The organism is Homoserinibacter gongjuensis, from assembly GCF_030161875.1.
Lineage (GTDB): Bacteria > Actinomycetota > Actinomycetes > Actinomycetales > Microbacteriaceae > Homoserinibacter > Homoserinibacter gongjuensis.
In genome coordinates this window covers 326,456-342,334 of record NZ_BSVA01000001.1, presented here as the reverse complement: position 1 = coordinate 342,334, position 15,879 = coordinate 326,456, and the positions used below count along the sequence as shown (strand labels likewise).

Genomic DNA, 15,879 nt, shown 5'->3' with positions numbered 1-15,879 from the left:
GGAAGGTTCATTAGCGATAACGTTGCGGGTCTCATCGACGAACCCGAAACCCGAACCAGGGATCGAAGCTGATCCCATGGAGGTAGAGATGCTCGGATACACGATCCGGCGGGTGCTGCTCGCCGTCTTCGTGCTCTGGGGCGTAGTGACGGTCGTCTTCATCATCGTGCGACTCGTGCCGGCCGACCCGGCGCTGCTCATCGCCGGGATGGACGCGACGCCGGAGCAGCTCGCCGAGTTGCGCAAGCGGATGGGGTTGGACCAACCGCTCATCGTCCAGTACTTCGCCTATCTGGCAGGCGCCGTGACCGGTGACTTCGGGAACTCCTACACGCAGGGCGTTCCGGTCATGACGCTCGTCGGGCAGGCGCTCCCGAACACGGCGTTGCTCGCGGTGCTCGCGTGCATGCTCGCCGTCGTCGTGAGCTTCCCGCTCGGGCTGCTCGCCGCGCTGCGCGTGAACCGCCCGACCGACCGCATCGTCACGACGGCGAGTCTGCTCACGCAGTCGCTCCCCGGCTTCTGGGTCGGTGTCGTGCTCATGCTGGTGTTCTCGCAGATGCTCAAGCTGCTGCCCAGCACGGGCTTCAGCAGCCCCGCCGCCCTCGTGCTGCCGGTGGTCACGGTCGCTCTTCCGTTCATCGCGATCCTCACCCGTATGACGCGCAGCGGACTGCTCGAGGTCGTCGGAGAGGGGTACATCACGACCGCCCGCGCGAAGGGTCTCTCCGAGCGCATCGTGATCTTCATCCACGCCACGCGCAACGCGCTCATCCCGGTCATCACTGTCGTCGGCCTCGAGTTCGGCACGCTGCTCGGCGGCGCGGTCATCACCGAGACGGTCTTCAGCTTCCCGGGCATCGGCAAGCTGCTCGTCGGCTCGATCCTGACCCGCGACTACGCGCTCGTGCAGGCCTGCGTCATGCTCATCGCCGCCGCGTTCGTCGTCGTGAACCTGGTGGTCGACCTCGTGTACGGCTACCTCGACCCGAGAGTGAGGCTCGCGAAATGACCGCCGCCCCTCCCACCATCGCGATGCAGACCATGCAGCGCGCCCAGCGGGCACGCCGCGCGGTGACCGCGCGCATCGTCGTGCCGCTCATCGTCATCGCGCTGTTCATCGTCGGCGCGGTGATCGTGCCGATCCTCTACGGCTACGACCCGCTGCGCACCGACGTCATCCTGCGGCTGAAGCCCCCGGGACGACGCTGCCCGACGGCTCGTTCGCCGTGTTCGGCACCGACCAGGTCGGCCAGGACCTCTTCGCTCAGATGATGATGGGCGCGCGCGTCTCGCTCACGGTCGGCGTCTCGACGCTGCTGTTCGCGGGCGTGTTCGGGGTTCTCCTCGGCCTGCTCGCCGGTCACTTCGGAGGCTGGGTCGACAACGTGCTCATGCGCGTGGCCGACGTGCAGCTCGCGTTCCCCGCGATCCTGCTGGCGATCCTGCTGGCATCCGTGCTCGGTCCGAGCCTCTGGAACGTGATCGTCGTGATCTCGATCACCAACTGGGTGGTGTTCGCCCGCGTGACGCGCAGTCAGGTGCTGACCTTGCGCAGCCGGGAGTACGTGGAGGCGGCCCGCACGCTCGGTGCGAGCCACGCCCACATCATCTTCCGCACGCTGCTGCCGGGCTGCATCGCGCCGATCCTCGTCGTGGCGACTGTGCAGTTCGGTCACGTCGTGCTGCTCGAGGCTGCGCTCTCCTTCCTCGGAGTCGGGGTGCCGCTCGGCACGCCGAGCCTCGGCGCCACGATCCACAACGGCACCGCCTACCTCGGTACCGCGTGGTGGATCTCGACCCTTCCCGGTATCGCGCTCGCGACCCTCGTGCTCTCCACGGGAATCCTCGGCGACGCGCTGCGCGATCGATTCGACCCGAAGCTCCGGAGCGCCTGATGACGAAGACCCTGCACCCCGTGGCCCGACCCGACGAGCTCCTGCTCAGCGTCGACGGCCTCAAGGTCGAGTTCTCCACCTCGGCGGGCGTCGTGCGCGCCCTCGACGGCGTGAGCTTCGACGTGCGGGCGGGCGAGACCGTGGCGATCCTCGGCGAGTCCGGTTCGGGCAAGTCGGTGACCGCGCAGGCGATCATGGCCCTGCTGCCGAAGCCAGCCGGATCGATCGTCGGAGGCGAGATCCGCTACCGCGGGCTCGATCTCGCCGCGCAGCCCACGAGCAAGGTGCGCGAACTGTGCGCGACCGAGATCGCCATGATCTTCCAGGACCCGCTGAGCTCGCTCAATCCGGTGTTCCGCGTCGGCTGGCAGCTCGCCGAGGTCTTCCGTCGCCGTCGCGGTGTACCCAAGCAGCAGGCGTGGGCGAAGTCGCTGGAACTGCTCAAGCGCGTGGGGATCCCGGATGCCGAGACCCGCATCCGCGACTACCCGCACCAGTTCTCCGGGGTCAGCGCCAGCGCATCATGATCGCGATGGCGATCGCCCTCGAGCCGAAGCTGCTCATCGGCGACGAGCCGACGACGGCTCTCGACGTGACCGTGCAGAAGCAGGTCATGAACCTGCTCGCCGACCTGCAGGCCGAGACGGGCATGGGGATGGTGCTCATCACCCACGACCTGGGTGTGGTGGCCGACGTGGCCGACCGCGCGGCGATCATGTACGCCGGGCGCATCGTCGAGACGGGCCAGATCCGCGACGTCTACGACTACCCGGCGCACCCCTATACCCAGGGCCTGCTCAACTCGATCCCGAGCAACGTCTCGAGCGGCAAGCGACTGACCCCGATCGTGGGGTCGCCGCCCAACCTGCTGGCGCTGCCGACCGGTTGCTCCTTCCATCCCCGCTGCCCGTTCGCGACCGAGGTGTGCCGCACGACGGTTCCGCCGCTCCGCGAACCGGTCGGCTGGCCGCCCGGGCACGCCGCAGCGTGCCACCGCACGGAGGAGGTGCTGAGCCATGGCTGAGGCCACTCCGCTGCTGACCGTCGAGCATCTCAAGGTCTCGTATCCGATCCGCTCGTCGATCCTGCTGCGCAAGATCGGCGAGAAGCTCGCCGTCTCGGACGTCAACTTCGAGATCCGTCCCGGCGAGACCGTGGGGCTCGTCGGCGAGTCCGGCTCGGGCAAGTCGACGATCGCGCGCACCGTCATCGGCCTCGTCCCGAGCGCGGGCGGCGTGATCCGCTTCGAGGGCCGGGACATCACGAAGCTCACCCCGCGCGAGTTGAAGGAGGTGCGCCGCGACATGCAGATGGTCTTCCAGGACCCGTACGCCTCGCTCAACCCGCGTCTCACCGTGCGCGACCTCATCGCCGAGGCGTGGCGGGTGCACACCGGGATCGTGCCGCGCGACCGCTGGACGGCCGAAGCGAAGGATCTCATGGAGCGCGTCGGCCTCAACCCCGACTACTCGGACCGCTATCCGCACCAGTTCTCGGGCGGGCAGCGGCAGCGCATCGGCATCGCCCGGGCGCTCGCGCTGCGGCCGAAGCTCATCATCTGCGACGAGGCGGTGAGCGCGCTCGACGTGTCGGTGCAGGCGCAGGTGCTCAACCTGCTCGAAGACCTGCAGGCCGACCTCGGCCTCTCCTACCTCTTCATCTCACACGACCTCTCGGTCATCGAGCACATCTGCGATCGGGTGCTCGTGCTCGATCGCGGGGTGGTCGTCGAGGAGGGCACGGCGCGGGAGCTGTTCGAGAACCCGCAGGACCCGTACACGCGTGCGCTGCTCGCGGCCGTGCCGGTCGTGCGTCCCTGGTTGGAGCAGACGCCGTGAGCGCCACGATCACCGTGCACCTCGTGCGACACGGAGAGTCGGTCTGGAACCTCGAGGGCCGCTACCAGGGGCAGAGTGACTCCGGGCTCACCGAGACGGGCCGGCGCCAGGCGCAGCTGTTCGCGGCGGGCTTCGTGGCCGAAGTGCCCGCCCCGGACCTCGTCGCCTCGAGCGACCTGCCGCGCGTGCGCGACACCGCCGCCGAGTACGCCGCTCGCACCGGCGCCGAGGTACGGATCGACCCGGCTCTCCGCGAGATGAGCGTGGGCGACTGGGCCGGTCGCACCTTCGAGGAGATCGAGGCCGAGCACCCCGAGATCGTCGCGGCGGTCGCCGCGGGCGAGGACATCGCGCGCGGCGTGGGCGGCGAGACCTTCGCCGAGACCCGGGAGCGGGTCGCCGCGGCCATCGAACGCGTCGTCGCCGAGCTCGCCGAACGCGACGGAGACCAGGTCGCGGTGATCTTCACGAGCGGCAACCCGATCCGTCTCGCCGCGGCCCACATGCTGGGCCTCCCGAGCCCCGGGCACATGCCCCTCGGCTCGCCCGACAACTGCTCGCTCACGACATTCCGGGTGCGCGGGGCGCGCCGTGAAGTCCTGCGCTTCAACCATGACATCACGCCGGCGCGGCCGGCCGACCAGCGGGAGATCTCCTGATGAGCCTCAACGTCATCGCCCAGACCCATAACCTGTGGGGCGACCACCACGCGGCCGAGCGCGTCAACGCGATGCGGGCCATGTACAAGCGCCGCGCGCCCGACCTCCTCGCGACACAGGAGACCCGCACCTGGTCGCGCGATCTGCTCGACGCCGCCATGCCCGGTCACGCGCGCGTGCACGACGACTTCCCGGGCTGGGAGTCGCAGAGCAACCTCTGGTGGAACACCGAGCTGTTCAGCGAGGTCGAGCACGGTGCGGAGGACGTCGGCATCCACGACGCCCACGCGCGCCTGTTCTGGGTGCGCCTGCGCGTCGCGGGCGGCCCGCGCACGATCCTGTGGACCACGGCGCACCTCTCGTATTCGGGGAACGCCGTCGAGGTCGAGACGGGCGTCAACCAGCGCACGCCGCAGGCGCGGCGTGTCGTCGACGAGCTCGAACGGCTCGGCCAGCCAGACGAGCCGGTGTTCTTCGCGAGCGACACGAACGCGATCGCGACTGCGATCTGGGTGATCGGCAACGCCGGATACCTCGACTCGTTCTCGGCGCTCAACCGCCAGGCCCCGCCCACGCATCCGGTCGTGCCGAACGTGTTCCGCGAGACGGTCGGCACTCCCAAGTCGCCGATCGCGAGCCCGCACAAGACGATCGACTACATCTTCTTCCGCGGCCCCGCGCGCGCCCGTAGCGCCGAGGTCGTGGAGTTCTTCGATCGGGGGATCGCGCCGAGCGATCACTACCCGGTCGCCTCGACGTTCGCGCTGCCCACGACGTAGTCGGCAGACGAACCGCACCAAAGTTCCACCAATCAAAGGAGATAGCAATGACATCGCTTCGTGCGAAGTTGGGCTCGGTGGCCGCTGCGGCGGCAATCGCGGCCCTCGTGCTCTCGGGCTGTTCCCCCGCCGGCGAGACTGCCGGCGGCGGCGAGCCGCTCCCCGACGAGCAGCAGAACCTGACCTTCATCCCGGCCTACGGCTGGGCGGGATCCGACATCTCGGCGGCTCCGCTCGAGATCGGCATCAACATGGCGATCTCCCAGACCCTCGAGGCGCTCGTCGTGCTGGATGAGAACAGCAAGCCGCAGCCGAAGCTCGCCGAGTCGTGGGAGTGGGTCGACGAGACCACCCTCGTCTTCAAGCTCCGCGAGGGTGTCGAGTTCAGCGACGGCACGCCGCTGACCGCAGCCGACGCCAAGGGGTCGATCGAGCGGTACATCGGGTGGGAGGCGGCTCTCAAGACGGTGCTCGCACCGATCCAGGAGATCGAAGCCACCGATGACCACACCCTGACGATCCGCACCTCGAAGCCGACCGGAACGCTCGTCGGCGTGCTCTCGCTCGTCTACATCGGCAAGGGCGAGTTCTCGCACTCGGATGTCACCATCCAGGCCGACAACGACTACTGGGCGAAGCCGATCGGCACCGGCCCCTTCGTGATCACGGAGTACGTGGCGAACGACCGCTTCGTGTTCGAGCGCAACGAGAACTACTGGGGCGAGAAGGCCAAGCTCAAGACGCTGACCATGAAGCAGGTCACCGACGTCAACGGCAAGATCACGGCCCTGTCCAACGGCGAGGCACAGGTGGTGGGCGACGTGCCCTACGACCAGGTCGAGCAGGTGAAGGCGATGGACAACGTCACCTTCACGCAGCAGTCGAGCCTCAGCTACTACTTCCTGTGGTTCGACAACAAGAACGAGTTCCTCAAGGACCAGCGGGTCCGCGAGGCCATGTGGGCCGCCCTCGATCTGAAGACGATCCAGGAGTCGCTGTTCGGCGACACCGCAGCCACCATGAAGTCGTTCTGCCCGGTCTCGGCCTTCGGCTGCCTCGAGCCGACTGACGGCATGGTCGAGTACGACCCGGAGCACGCCAAGGAACTGCTCGCGGACGCGGGCTACCCCGACGGTTTCACTGTGGATGCGATCTACAGCACCGCGAACGGCGCGGGCTTCGCGAACATGATGCAGGCCTTCATCTCGGCGTGGCAGGAGATCGGCGTCACCGTCGAGCCCCGTGCGCTGGACCCCGCGAGCTGGCTCAAGGAGTTCGGCACGGTGAACGACGACGGCACCCACGGTTGGGACATGGACGTTCAGCCCAACCAGACGATCACCGGAGACGCGGACTACACGATCTACCGCCTCTACAACTGTGCGGCAGCTCGCCTCGGGTACTGCAACGAGGAGTTCGACGCCCTGACGACCAAGGCCCAGCAGATCGCTGACCCGGACGAGCGCCTCGAGCTCTACCAGCAGGCCGTGGACATCATGCGCGCGGACACCCCCGCGATCCCGCTCCTCGAGATCAACGTGAACGTCGCGGCGGCCTCGAACGTGAAGGGCATCGTGATCCCGCCGAACGAGTTCATCAACTTCAGCACGGTCTACCTGACCGACTGAGACCGACATGAGGGTGCGGGGGCGGTGTGATGCCGCCCCCGCACGCTCATCCCGACTCCTCCGGCACCGGGCCCGCAGCTGCGGCCACGAAAGGCACGACATGGACAAGGTTCTGAGCTACGACCGCGGCCTCGAGCGATTCAACCCGCTCGCGCGCGTCATCACCTACGACGACTTCGACACCGGCTTCAACGGCTGGCTCGACCTCACGCCCAACTTCGTCTACGACAACTTCGAGTCGTTCGAGTCGAACGTCGACCTCGAGAGCTGGGCGCCGACCATGCTGAGCTCGGCGGCGATGCGCTTCGCCTCCTCGCACGGGTCGATGGAGGGCACCTACTCGCTCAAGCTCACGACGGCGCCCACGGGCGGCCCGCACACCGAGCCCCCGCGGCCCGGCAGCATGGGCCACGCCATCAAGCGGCTGTCGCGTTTCGGCGACCCCAGCAAGATCCAGATCGAGACCTGGTACGCCTACACCCCGGAACAGGACCGGTTCGGCCTCGGCGAGGAGGACATCCGCGCCTTCGGGTTCTTCTTCGACGTGCAGGACAGCGAATACCGCTATATGCCCGGGGTGCGCTACGTGAACGCCCTGGGCGGCGAACCCGTCAAGCGCTGGCAGTACTACCAGGTGGCCGAGGGCGTCACCCCCGAGGACTGGAACTTCGGCGTCAAGGACGGCTGGTGCGTTCCGGGCGTCGACGCCCAATGGTACGGACGGCGCTACGAAGACGGCTCGGCCGACGGCTTCCAATGGGTGCCGGGCGGCGAGCAGGATCTGCTCTACAACGAGAGCCCCGACAAGCTCAACTGGATCTACCTGCGCCTCACGGTCGACATCAAGAAGCGCGAGTACATCGAGCTTCAGTCGATGGACCAGGTGTTCGATCTGCGCGGCATCTCACCCACGCTCACCCCGGGATACAAGTCCATCAAGGACCTCATCAACCCGGTGTTCTTCGTCGAGACCGACACCGATCGCTCGGTGCACCTGTTCCTCGACTCCGTCGTCTATTCCACCGAATGACCCCAGCAGGGCAGCGGGAGCACAGCATGTTCGTCTCGGAAGCGCCGCGCGAGACACCGGTGGCGGGCTCCTACGACGTCATCGTGTGCGGGGTGGTCCGTCCGGGCTCATCGCCGCGATCGCCGCCGCGCGGAACGGCGCCCGCACGCTGCTCATCGAGCGCTACGGCTTCGTGGGCGGCATGTCGACGAGCGCGCTCGTCACGCCCATCAGCGAGTTCCGCCTGGGTGGGGAGTACCACGTGGGCGGCATCCCGCTCGAGCTGCTCCGGCTGGCAGCCGAGCTCGGCGGGGCCGACGTCACGCGCGACAGCGGCAACTACCCGGTCAACGACGAGATCATGAAGCTCGCCGCCCAGCGGCTGCTCGTCGAGGCGGGCGTCACCCTGCTGTACCACTCCTGGTTCTCCGACTGCATCGTCGAGGACGGCCGGCTCACGCATGTCATCGTGCAGAACAAGGCGGGCCGGGTCGCGTACCGTGCGGATGTCGTGGTCGATTGCAGCGGCGATGCCGACGTCGTGCGGGCGGCCGGTCTGCCGGTCGTGAAGGGCGAGGTGCTGCAGCCGGCGACCCTGTGGTTCCAGCTCGGGGGAGTGGACACGGATGCGCTCGGCGGGCAGGGGCTGTTCGACGACGCCGTCGACGGGGTGCTGCCCGTCTCGGACCGCATCCGCGGGCGGCTCGCGGAACTGCACGCCGCGGGCGAGCTACCGGTGTTCGGGGGCCCGTGGATCAACTCCTTCTTCCACGACGGCATGGTCAGCATCAACCTGCTGCGCGAGGCGACCGACGCGAGCGACCCCGAGCGGTTCAGCCGAACGGAGGTGGCGCTGCGCGAGAGCCTGCACGCGTTCATCGAGGTGCTGCGACGCGAGTTCCCCGAGTTCCGCGCGTGCTGGCTCGCGAAGTCCGGCATCCAGACGGGGGTGCGCGAGACCTATCACATCGTCGGCGCGTACCACCTCGTCAAGGACGACGTCGTCGCTCCCAAGGCGTTCCCGGACACCGTGGCCAAGGGCGCCCACGTCATCGACATCCACGAGCCCGACAGCATCGACCAGACCGAGTTCGTGTACCCGAAGCGGGCCTACAACATCCCGCTGCGCAGCCTCATCCCGCTCGGCAGCGTCAACCTGCTGACCGCAGGGCGCACCCTCAGCGCCGATGGGCCGGGCTTCGGCTCGGCGCGCGTCATGGCGACCTGCATGGCGATGGGACAGGGCGCGGGCACGGCCGCGGCGCTGTGTGCGCGCCACGGCTGGACGATCGACGAGCTCGACAACGCGGCGCTGCGCTCGACCCTCATCGCCCAGGGCGCGATCGTCGACATCGACGATGACGCCCCCGTCCCAGCGACCATCACCACCTGATCAGGAGCATCACCATGCAGACGACCTATACCTCCGTGCTCGCCCGTCGGGTGCGCATCGACGGGGAGTTCGCGACCCTGCCCTACGAGGCCGGCTGGGCGAGCGAGGCGGTGTTCTTCATCCAGGCCGAGGGCGAGCACCCCGACCTCGAGCTCGCCGCCGAGGTGTCGCCCGACGGCATCACCTGGATCCGCCGGGGCACCCCGGTCGTGCTCGCGGCGTCGGCCGCCATCGCGGAACTGCCGGTGACGACGTTCGGCAACTGGCTGCGTGTCGTCGTGTCGGGCGCGAGCCCGGAGGCGGGAGCCCGCATCCTCATCCACCTCAACCTCAAGGGCTGACGATGCGCCGACTCACCCGCGACGTGCTCGCGACGCTCCCTGAGGGCACCTCCGCGCCCGACTACCTCGACGACGAGCCACGCGTCGGCATCGTGCACTTCGGGGTCGGCAACTTCCACCGCGCCCACCAAGCCATGTACCTCGACCGGCTCATGCACGCCGGGCTCGCGCACGACTGGGCGATCTGCGGCGTGGGCCTGCTCGAGCGGGACGCCCGCATGCGCGACGCCCTCACCGAGCAGGACGGCCTCTACACGCTCACGCTGCGGCACCCCGACGGCCGTGACGAGATCGAGGTGATCGGCTCCATCCGCCGCTTCCTGCACGCGCCCGACGACCCGGATGCCGTGCTCGAGCAGCTCGCCGACCCGGGCGTGCGCATCGTGTCGCTCACGATCACCGAGGGCGGCTACGTCGAAGACGCCGCCAACGGGCGCCGCGCCGTCGACGAGCCGCTCGTGCGCGCCGAGACGGCCGAGGGCCTCACCGCGCCGCGCACCGCATTCGGATGGATCGTCGCGGGGCTGCGCGAACGCCGCCGCCGCGGCGTGCCGGCGTTCACCGTGCTGTGTTGCGACAACATCCAGGGCAACGGCGAGGTGGCCCGGCGCAGTGTCGAGGCGGTGGCCCGCCTGGTCGACGAGGAGCTCGCCGACTGGATCGCCGCCGAGGTCGCCTTCCCCTCGACCATGGTCGACCGCATCACGCCCGTCACGACCCCCGCGGATGTCGAACGCATCCACGAGCGGCTCGGCGTGCACGACGCGTGGCCGGTCGCGAGCGAGCCGTTCACGCAGTGGGTGATCGAGGATCGCTTCCCGACCGGGCGCCCGCCCTATGAGCAGGTCGGCGCGACGCTCGTGACCGACGTGCACGCCTACGAGGCGATCAAGCTGCGGCTCTTGAACGCGGGCCATCAGGCCGTCGCCTACATCGGCCGGCTCGCGGGCTACGAGCTCGTCGACGAGGCCATCACCGATCCACGCATCGCGGCCTGGGTGCGCCGTTACATGGAGCGCGAAGGCGTTCCCACCCTCACGCCGCCCGAGGGCTTCGACCTCCCCGGCTACATCGACGAGCTGTTCGCGCGCTTCGGCAATGCGAACGTCGCCGACACCCTCGCGCGCCTCGGAACGGATGCCTCCAACCGCATCCCGAAGTTCGTCGTGCCGACGCTGCGCGACCGCATCGCCTCCGGGGCGGCCGCCGAGACGGGCGCCGAGCTCATCGCGAGCTGGCGTGCCTTCACGCGCCGTGCGGCCGCGGGGGAGTTCAGCCTCGACGACGAGTCGGCCGATCAGCTCATGCAGGCGGCAGCGGGCGCACCGCTCGAGTTCCTCGCGCTGCCGACTCTCGCAGGGCTCGCGGACTCCGCGGGGTTCCGTGCGGCCTACCTCGACGCGGTCGTGCGCCTCGAGAACGGAGGCGCGGACGCCTTCCTGGAGGGCTGATCACGGCGAGGTGTGACGAGTCTCGGGCCCGCCACTACCCTGGGGTCAAGCGAACCACCCCGCCCCGGGGCACACGGAACGAACGAGGTCCATGAACGCGCGCATTCTCGTGGTCGACGACGACCCGGCGATCGCCGAGATGATCGGCATCATCCTTCGTGGTGAGGGATACGACCCGCTGTTCGCGGCGGACGGCAAGGCGGCCATCGACTCCTTCCGCGGCGAGCGCCCCGACCTCGTGCTGCTCGACCTCATGCTTCCCGGGATGAGCGGCCTCGAGGTGTGCCGCACGGTGCGCGGCGAGAGCGGCGTCCCCATCATCATGCTGACGGCCAAGGGCGAGCCGACGGACGTCGTGCAGGGACTCGAGTCGGGTGCCGACGACTACGTCGTGAAGCCGTTCAACCCCAAGGAGCTCGTGGCGCGCATCCGGGCCCGCCTGCGACCCGCGCTGCCCGACACGACCGAGCGCATCCAGGTGGGCGACCTCGTGATCGACGTCGCCGGCCACGAGGTGCGCCGCGGCGACGAGCGCATCAACCTCACCCTCTCGAGTTCCAGCTGCTGCTCGCGCTCGCCGCCAAGCCCCAGCAGGTGTTCACGCGCGAGATGCTGCTCGAGCAGGTGTGGGGCTACCACTACAAGGCCGACACGCGGCTCGTGAACGTGCACGTGCAGCGCCTGCGGGCGAAGGTCGAGCACGACCCCGACAACCCGCGCATCGTCACCACCGTGCGCGGGGTCGGGTACCGCGCAGGAGCCGTCACATAGGGTGCGACCGTGAGATGGGACTGGCGCGCCTGGCGGGATCGTCTCGTTCATCTCTGGCGCGGGTCGCTGCGCGCTCGCACGATCGTCATCACGGTGCTGCTGTCGGCGATCGCCGTCACGGTCGTCGGCGTCGTCATCTCGACCTCGGTGCGCACCAATCTCTTCGACTCCCGCCGTGATCAGGTGCTCGCGGAGGCGGCACGCGCGGCCGAGCAGGCGCAGCGCACCTTCACGAACGCCTCCGAGCTGGGGGATGCGGGCGACGTGCAGGCCACGGCCGACTCCGCTCTCGACTCGGTGCAGCGCTCCACGACCGCGAGCTACCTCGGCTTCCTGCGCACGCCCGGGCAGAGTCAGGTGCCGAACGTCATCGACCCGCGTGTGAGCACCGCCGACTTCGAGAGGACCTTCGTCTCGCAACGCCTCGCCGAGACGGTCGCGGAGGGCGACGGCAGCGAGATCGCCTGGCAGCCTGTCGCGATCCCGACCGAGGCGGGCACCGATCCGGGCATCACGACGGGTGCGCACATCGACACCGTCGCCGGGGAGTCTTCGAGCTCTACCTCGTCTACGACCTCGCCGACGTGCAGCAGACTCTCGACTTCGTGCAGGGCATCCTCATCGCGGCCGGGATGGCGCTCGTGCTGCTGTTCGGCGGTGTCGCGTACCTCGTCGTGCGACTCGTGGTCGGCCCGGTGCGGGTCGCGGCCAACGCGTCCGAGAAGCTCGCGGCGGGGCAGCTCGAAGAGCGGCTGCCGGTGAAGGGTCAGGACGAGCTCGCGACCCTCGCGCGCTCGTTCAACCGCATGGCCGACAGCCTGCAGCGTCAGATCCGGCAGCTGGCCGACCTCTCGCGTGTGCAGCAGCGCTTCGTCTCGGATGTGTCGCACGAGTTGCGCACACCGCTCACCACGATCCGTCTCGCGGGCGACGTGCTCTACGACCAGCGCGAGGACTTCCCGCCCCCGACCGCGCGGACCGCCGAGCTGCTGCACACCCAGATCGGGCGCTTCGAGCTCATGCTCGCCGACCTGCTCGAGATGAGCCGCTACGACGCGGGCGCCGTCGACCTCGAGACCGACCCGACCAACGTCGTGCGGCTCGTCGAGGAGTCGATCGCGGCCGTCGAGCCGCTCGCCCACGGCAAGGGCAGCGAGATCCGGCTCGTCGCCCCCGGCGGCTACTTCGAGGCCGACATCGACGCCCGCCGGGTGCGGCGCATCATGCAGAACCTGCTCGGCAACGCGATCGATCACGGCGAGGCGAAGCCCATCGTGGTCTATGTCGACTCCGACGAGCGCGCCGTCGCGATCGCCGTGCGCGACTACGGCGTCGGCATGTCGCCTGCCGATGTGGATCGTGTCTTCGACCGCTTCTGGCGTGCCGATCCGTCCCGCCAGCGCACGACGGGCGGCACGGGGCTCGGGCTCGCGATCTCGCTCGAGGATGCCGCTCTGCACGGCGGTGAGCTCGCGGTGTGGTCGGAGCTCGGCGAGGGCAGCTGCTTCCGCCTGACGCTGCCGCGACACAGCGGCGACGAGCTCGGCGGCCTCTCGCCGCTCCCGCTGCCGCCCGACACGGAGGTGGCGGCATGATGAGGCGCCGGATGCTCACGCTCGCGGGTGGTGTGCTCGCCGCAGCGCTCGCCCTGACCGGGTGCGCCGGCATCCCGACCAGCGGCCCGGTCGGCACCTTCACGATCGGCGACGACACCTCCGACGACCGGCTGCTGACCCTCCCCGACGGGCCGCAGGACGGCCAGACGCCCGCGGAGGTGCTCGCCGGCTTCCTCGCGGCGCAGCGCGCGCCGCAGAACAACTACAGCATCGCGCGGCTCTTCCTCAGCGACGAGTTCCGTGCGGAGTGGTTGCCGACTTCCTCGTGCGCGTGACCGACTCCCCGATGTCGCCCGAGCCGAACGGGGGCGACGACCGTTTGCGCATCGCCGCGACCGTGCAGGCGACCGTCGATGAGACGGGCGTCTACAAGGAGCTGCGACCCGCGGAACCGCAGGCGCTCGACTACGAGTTCGCGCTCAACGACGACGGGGAGTGGCGCATCTCGGCGGCGCCCAAGGGCACGGTGCTCTCCAACCGCGGCTTCGAGCGCAGCTTCGTGGCGTATCCGCTGTACTTCTTCGACCCCAGCGGAACCGCGCTCGTGCCGGACGTGCGCTGGTTCCCCGACACGGCGACCCGCGCCGAGCGCATCGTGCGTCAACTGCTCGCCGGGCCGGCCCCGTGGTATCAGAACGGGGTGCTCATCACCTCGTTCCCGACGGGCTCCAAGCTCGAGACCGACGGGGTGACGGTCGAGAGCGGCACGGCGACCGTGGCGCTGTCGGCGGAGGCGGGTGGCCAGGATGCCGACACCCGGTGGCGCATGCAGCAGCAGTTGCGGGTGAGTCTGCTGGCGCTCGGCGAGGTGAAGGCCGTGCAGATGACGGCGGGCGGGTTCCCGATCGAGGTATCGAGCGGCAAGACCGCCGAGTCGTCGTTCCTGGCCAAGTCCGACCCGCTGGGGCTCGCCGAGGGCGGCTTCGGGTATCTGACGGCCTCGACGACCGATCCGGTGCCGGGCATCAGCGAGTCGGTGCAGCAGCTCGGGCCGCTCGGGGCGACGCTCGGGCGAGATGCCGAGGTCGCAGCGGTGCGCAACGCGCAGGGGTGTGGCGCGTGGCGGTCGACGAGGCCCCCGTGCTCGTCGACGGTCGTGCCGGGCTCATCGACCCGAGCATCGACGCGCGCGGGTTCGTCTGGACCGCCGTCGGCGACCATGCCGACAGCATCCGCGCGATCGACCCGGCGGGGGCGTGCATGAGATGCCCGCGCCGAACCTCGACGGCGCGATCCTCGCCGCGAAGGTCTCGCGCGATGGTGCCCGTCTGCTGATCGCGACGCAGGGCGTGGGCGGGCCGGCCCTCACGATCGCCGGCATCGTGCGCGACGGCGACGGTGTGCCGACGGGCTTCGGCGACCCCCTGAGCCTCTCGGTCGCGTCGACCTCGCTCATCGACGCGAGCTGGGTGGACTCCTCGACCGTCGCGGCCCTGTCGCACGACGGCGACGAGGCACGGGTCGACCTCTACCACATCGGGGGCGCCGCGAGCCCGCGGGCCGCCTCACGGGCGGCGTGCAGCTCGTGGGCGGCAACTTCGTCGACGGCATGCGTGTGCGCGACGCCGACGGCGCGGTGTGGCGCCGCAACTCGAGCGGCGGCTGGCAGGAGACGGGCATCCTCGCCTCCTTCCTCGCCACCCAGCAGTAGGAGTTATCCCCGGATGCGGGGGTGGGGCCGCGCCCGCATCGCGCGTCGCGCCAGGATCGCGGCATGCGACACGGCATCCGCGACGCCCTTCTCGACGCCCTGCTCGACGCCCTCGCGCTCGTGCTGCCCACCCGATGCGCCGGGTGCGAGACCGAGGGGCGCGAGCTGTGCGCCGTGTGCCGGATGCGTCTCGCCCCCACGCCGGTCCGTACGACCGCGCCGGGCGGCATCCCGGTGTACGCCGGGGCGGTCTACGACGGCCTGGTGCGGCGCGTCGTGCTCGCCTGCAAGCAGGGGCGCACGGGGCTTGCGAGCGCGCTGGCCGCGCTGCTCGCCGAGGCGCTCGCGGACGCCCTCGCCGACACCGCCTCCGCGTCGCCCGTCGTGGAGCTGTGCGCCGTGCCCTCGACGCGCGCCGCCTACCGCCGGCGCGGCTTCGATCCGGTGCGCCTCGTGCTCGCACGTACCGGATACCGTGACGCGCGCGTGCTGCGGGCCGCGCGCCCGCACGACGTGCAGAAGGGTCTCGGCCGCGAGGCACGCCGTGCCAACCTGCGCGGGGTGCATCGCGCGCGAGGGCGGCTCGATGGCCGCACCTTCCTGCTCGTCGACGATGTCGTCACCACGGGAGCCACGATCGGCGAGGCGGCGCGAGCCCTTCGGGATGCGGGTGGCGAGGTGCTCGGGGCCGTCGTGATCGCCGCCACGCCGCTGCGCGGACGCTCCGGGCGTCCGCGCACGGAAGCCTCAGCGACCGCCCAGTGACAAAGTGCGGGGCCCGGGCTACGGTGGCCCTAAAGGCGCGAAGGAGACGACCGCCTGATCCATAGGCGGCACTTCGGGCC

Annotated in this window: 18 protein-coding genes and 3 pseudogenes; all 21 read left to right on the top strand. The window is 69.8% G+C overall.

Translation table 11 applies throughout. The features are described 5' to 3' along the window. Positions 1–76: 76 nt before the first annotated feature. Positions 77–1,012, top strand: a complete 936-nt coding sequence (locus QQK29_RS01955) for an ABC transporter permease (RefSeq protein WP_284297340.1) — start codon at positions 77–79, stop codon at positions 1,010–1,012. Continuing rightward, positions 1,009–1,275 carry a hypothetical protein gene (locus tag QQK29_RS01950; protein WP_284297338.1) on the top strand — a complete coding sequence of 89 codons (267 nt, stop codon included), beginning with the start codon at positions 1,009–1,011 and terminating at the stop codon, positions 1,273–1,275. Before QQK29_RS01955 ends, QQK29_RS01950 begins: the two co-directional genes overlap by 4 nt. Next, positions 1,230–1,898 carry an ABC transporter permease gene (locus tag QQK29_RS01945; protein WP_284297336.1) on the top strand — a complete coding sequence of 223 codons (669 nt, stop codon included), beginning with the start codon at positions 1,230–1,232 and terminating at the stop codon, positions 1,896–1,898. Before QQK29_RS01950 ends, QQK29_RS01945 begins: the two co-directional genes overlap by 46 nt. Then, positions 1,898–2,425 (top strand): ATP-binding cassette domain-containing protein, encoded by a 528-nt coding sequence (locus QQK29_RS17660; protein WP_348533777.1) that lies wholly within the window; start codon positions 1,898–1,900, stop codon positions 2,423–2,425. Before QQK29_RS01945 ends, QQK29_RS17660 begins: the two co-directional genes overlap by 1 nt. Before the next feature lie 5 nt (positions 2,426–2,430). Next, positions 2,431–2,922 (top strand): oligopeptide/dipeptide ABC transporter ATP-binding protein, encoded by a 492-nt coding sequence (locus QQK29_RS17655; protein WP_348533776.1) that lies wholly within the window; start codon positions 2,431–2,433, stop codon positions 2,920–2,922. Continuing rightward, complete coding sequence (locus QQK29_RS01935; RefSeq protein WP_284297334.1) at positions 2,915–3,736, top strand: ABC transporter ATP-binding protein; 822 nt, start codon at positions 2,915–2,917, stop codon at positions 3,734–3,736. The genes QQK29_RS17655 and QQK29_RS01935 overlap by 8 nt, the downstream gene beginning before the upstream one ends. Beyond that, on the top strand, positions 3,733–4,395 hold the full coding sequence (locus QQK29_RS01930; protein ID WP_284297332.1) for a histidine phosphatase family protein: 663 nt from the start codon (positions 3,733–3,735) through the stop codon (positions 4,393–4,395). The genes QQK29_RS01935 and QQK29_RS01930 overlap by 4 nt, the downstream gene beginning before the upstream one ends. After that, positions 4,395–5,174, top strand: a complete 780-nt coding sequence (locus QQK29_RS01925) for an endonuclease/exonuclease/phosphatase family protein (RefSeq protein WP_284297330.1) — start codon at positions 4,395–4,397, stop codon at positions 5,172–5,174. The genes QQK29_RS01930 and QQK29_RS01925 overlap by 1 nt, the downstream gene beginning before the upstream one ends. A 47-nt stretch (positions 5,175–5,221) precedes the next feature. Continuing rightward, on the top strand, positions 5,222–6,802 hold the full coding sequence (locus QQK29_RS01920; protein WP_284297328.1) for an ABC transporter substrate-binding protein: 1,581 nt from the start codon (positions 5,222–5,224) through the stop codon (positions 6,800–6,802). Between the two features lie 100 nt (positions 6,803–6,902). Further along, complete coding sequence (locus QQK29_RS01915) at positions 6,903–7,832, top strand: DUF6772 family protein (RefSeq protein ID WP_284297326.1); 930 nt, start codon at positions 6,903–6,905, stop codon at positions 7,830–7,832. Between the two features lie 85 nt (positions 7,833–7,917). Beyond that, positions 7,918–9,204 (top strand): FAD-dependent oxidoreductase, encoded by a 1,287-nt coding sequence (locus QQK29_RS01910; RefSeq protein ID WP_284297324.1) that lies wholly within the window; start codon positions 7,918–7,920, stop codon positions 9,202–9,204. Between the two features lie 14 nt (positions 9,205–9,218). Then, complete coding sequence (locus QQK29_RS01905; RefSeq protein ID WP_284297322.1) at positions 9,219–9,545, top strand: DUF6385 domain-containing protein; 327 nt, start codon at positions 9,219–9,221, stop codon at positions 9,543–9,545. A 2-nt stretch (positions 9,546–9,547) separates the two neighbouring features. Further along, positions 9,548–10,996 carry a mannitol dehydrogenase family protein gene (locus QQK29_RS01900; RefSeq protein WP_284297320.1) on the top strand — a complete coding sequence of 483 codons (1,449 nt, stop codon included), beginning with the start codon at positions 9,548–9,550 and terminating at the stop codon, positions 10,994–10,996. A 91-nt stretch (positions 10,997–11,087) separates the two neighbouring features. Further along, a pseudogene (gene mtrA / locus QQK29_RS01895) lies at positions 11,088–11,767 on the top strand (MtrAB system response regulator MtrA). Between the two features lie 584 nt (positions 11,768–12,351). After that, positions 12,352–13,362, top strand: a complete 1,011-nt coding sequence (gene mtrB / locus QQK29_RS01890) for an MtrAB system histidine kinase MtrB (RefSeq protein ID WP_284297317.1) — start codon at positions 12,352–12,354, stop codon at positions 13,360–13,362. Positions 13,363–13,373: 11 nt separating this feature from the next. Beyond that, positions 13,374–13,658, top strand: coding sequence for an LpqB family beta-propeller domain-containing protein (locus QQK29_RS01885; RefSeq protein WP_284297315.1), 285 nt, complete (start codon positions 13,374–13,376; stop codon positions 13,656–13,658). Between the two features lie 11 nt (positions 13,659–13,669). Then, positions 13,670–14,218, top strand: a pseudogene (locus QQK29_RS18355) (GerMN domain-containing protein); the annotation flags it as partial. Next, a complete protein-coding gene (locus tag QQK29_RS18350; protein WP_431308766.1) occupies positions 14,143–14,658 on the top strand; it encodes an LpqB family beta-propeller domain-containing protein in 516 nt (171 codons plus the stop codon). The pseudogene QQK29_RS18355 and the gene QQK29_RS18350, both read left to right, overlap by 76 nt. Further along, positions 14,589–14,873, top strand: a pseudogene (locus QQK29_RS18345) (LpqB family beta-propeller domain-containing protein); the annotation flags it as partial. The gene QQK29_RS18350 and the pseudogene QQK29_RS18345, both read left to right, overlap by 70 nt. 26 nt (positions 14,874–14,899) lie before the next feature. Next, entirely contained in the window at positions 14,900–15,034 is a 135-nt protein-coding gene (locus QQK29_RS01875; protein ID WP_284297311.1) for a hypothetical protein, read from the top strand. 63 nt (positions 15,035–15,097) lie between these two features. Beyond that, the gene (locus QQK29_RS01870; protein WP_284297309.1) at positions 15,098–15,799 is read left to right on the top strand and encodes a ComF family protein; all 702 of its coding nucleotides are present in this window, start codon (positions 15,098–15,100) and stop codon (positions 15,797–15,799) included. Positions 15,800–15,879: the final 80 nt, after the last annotated feature.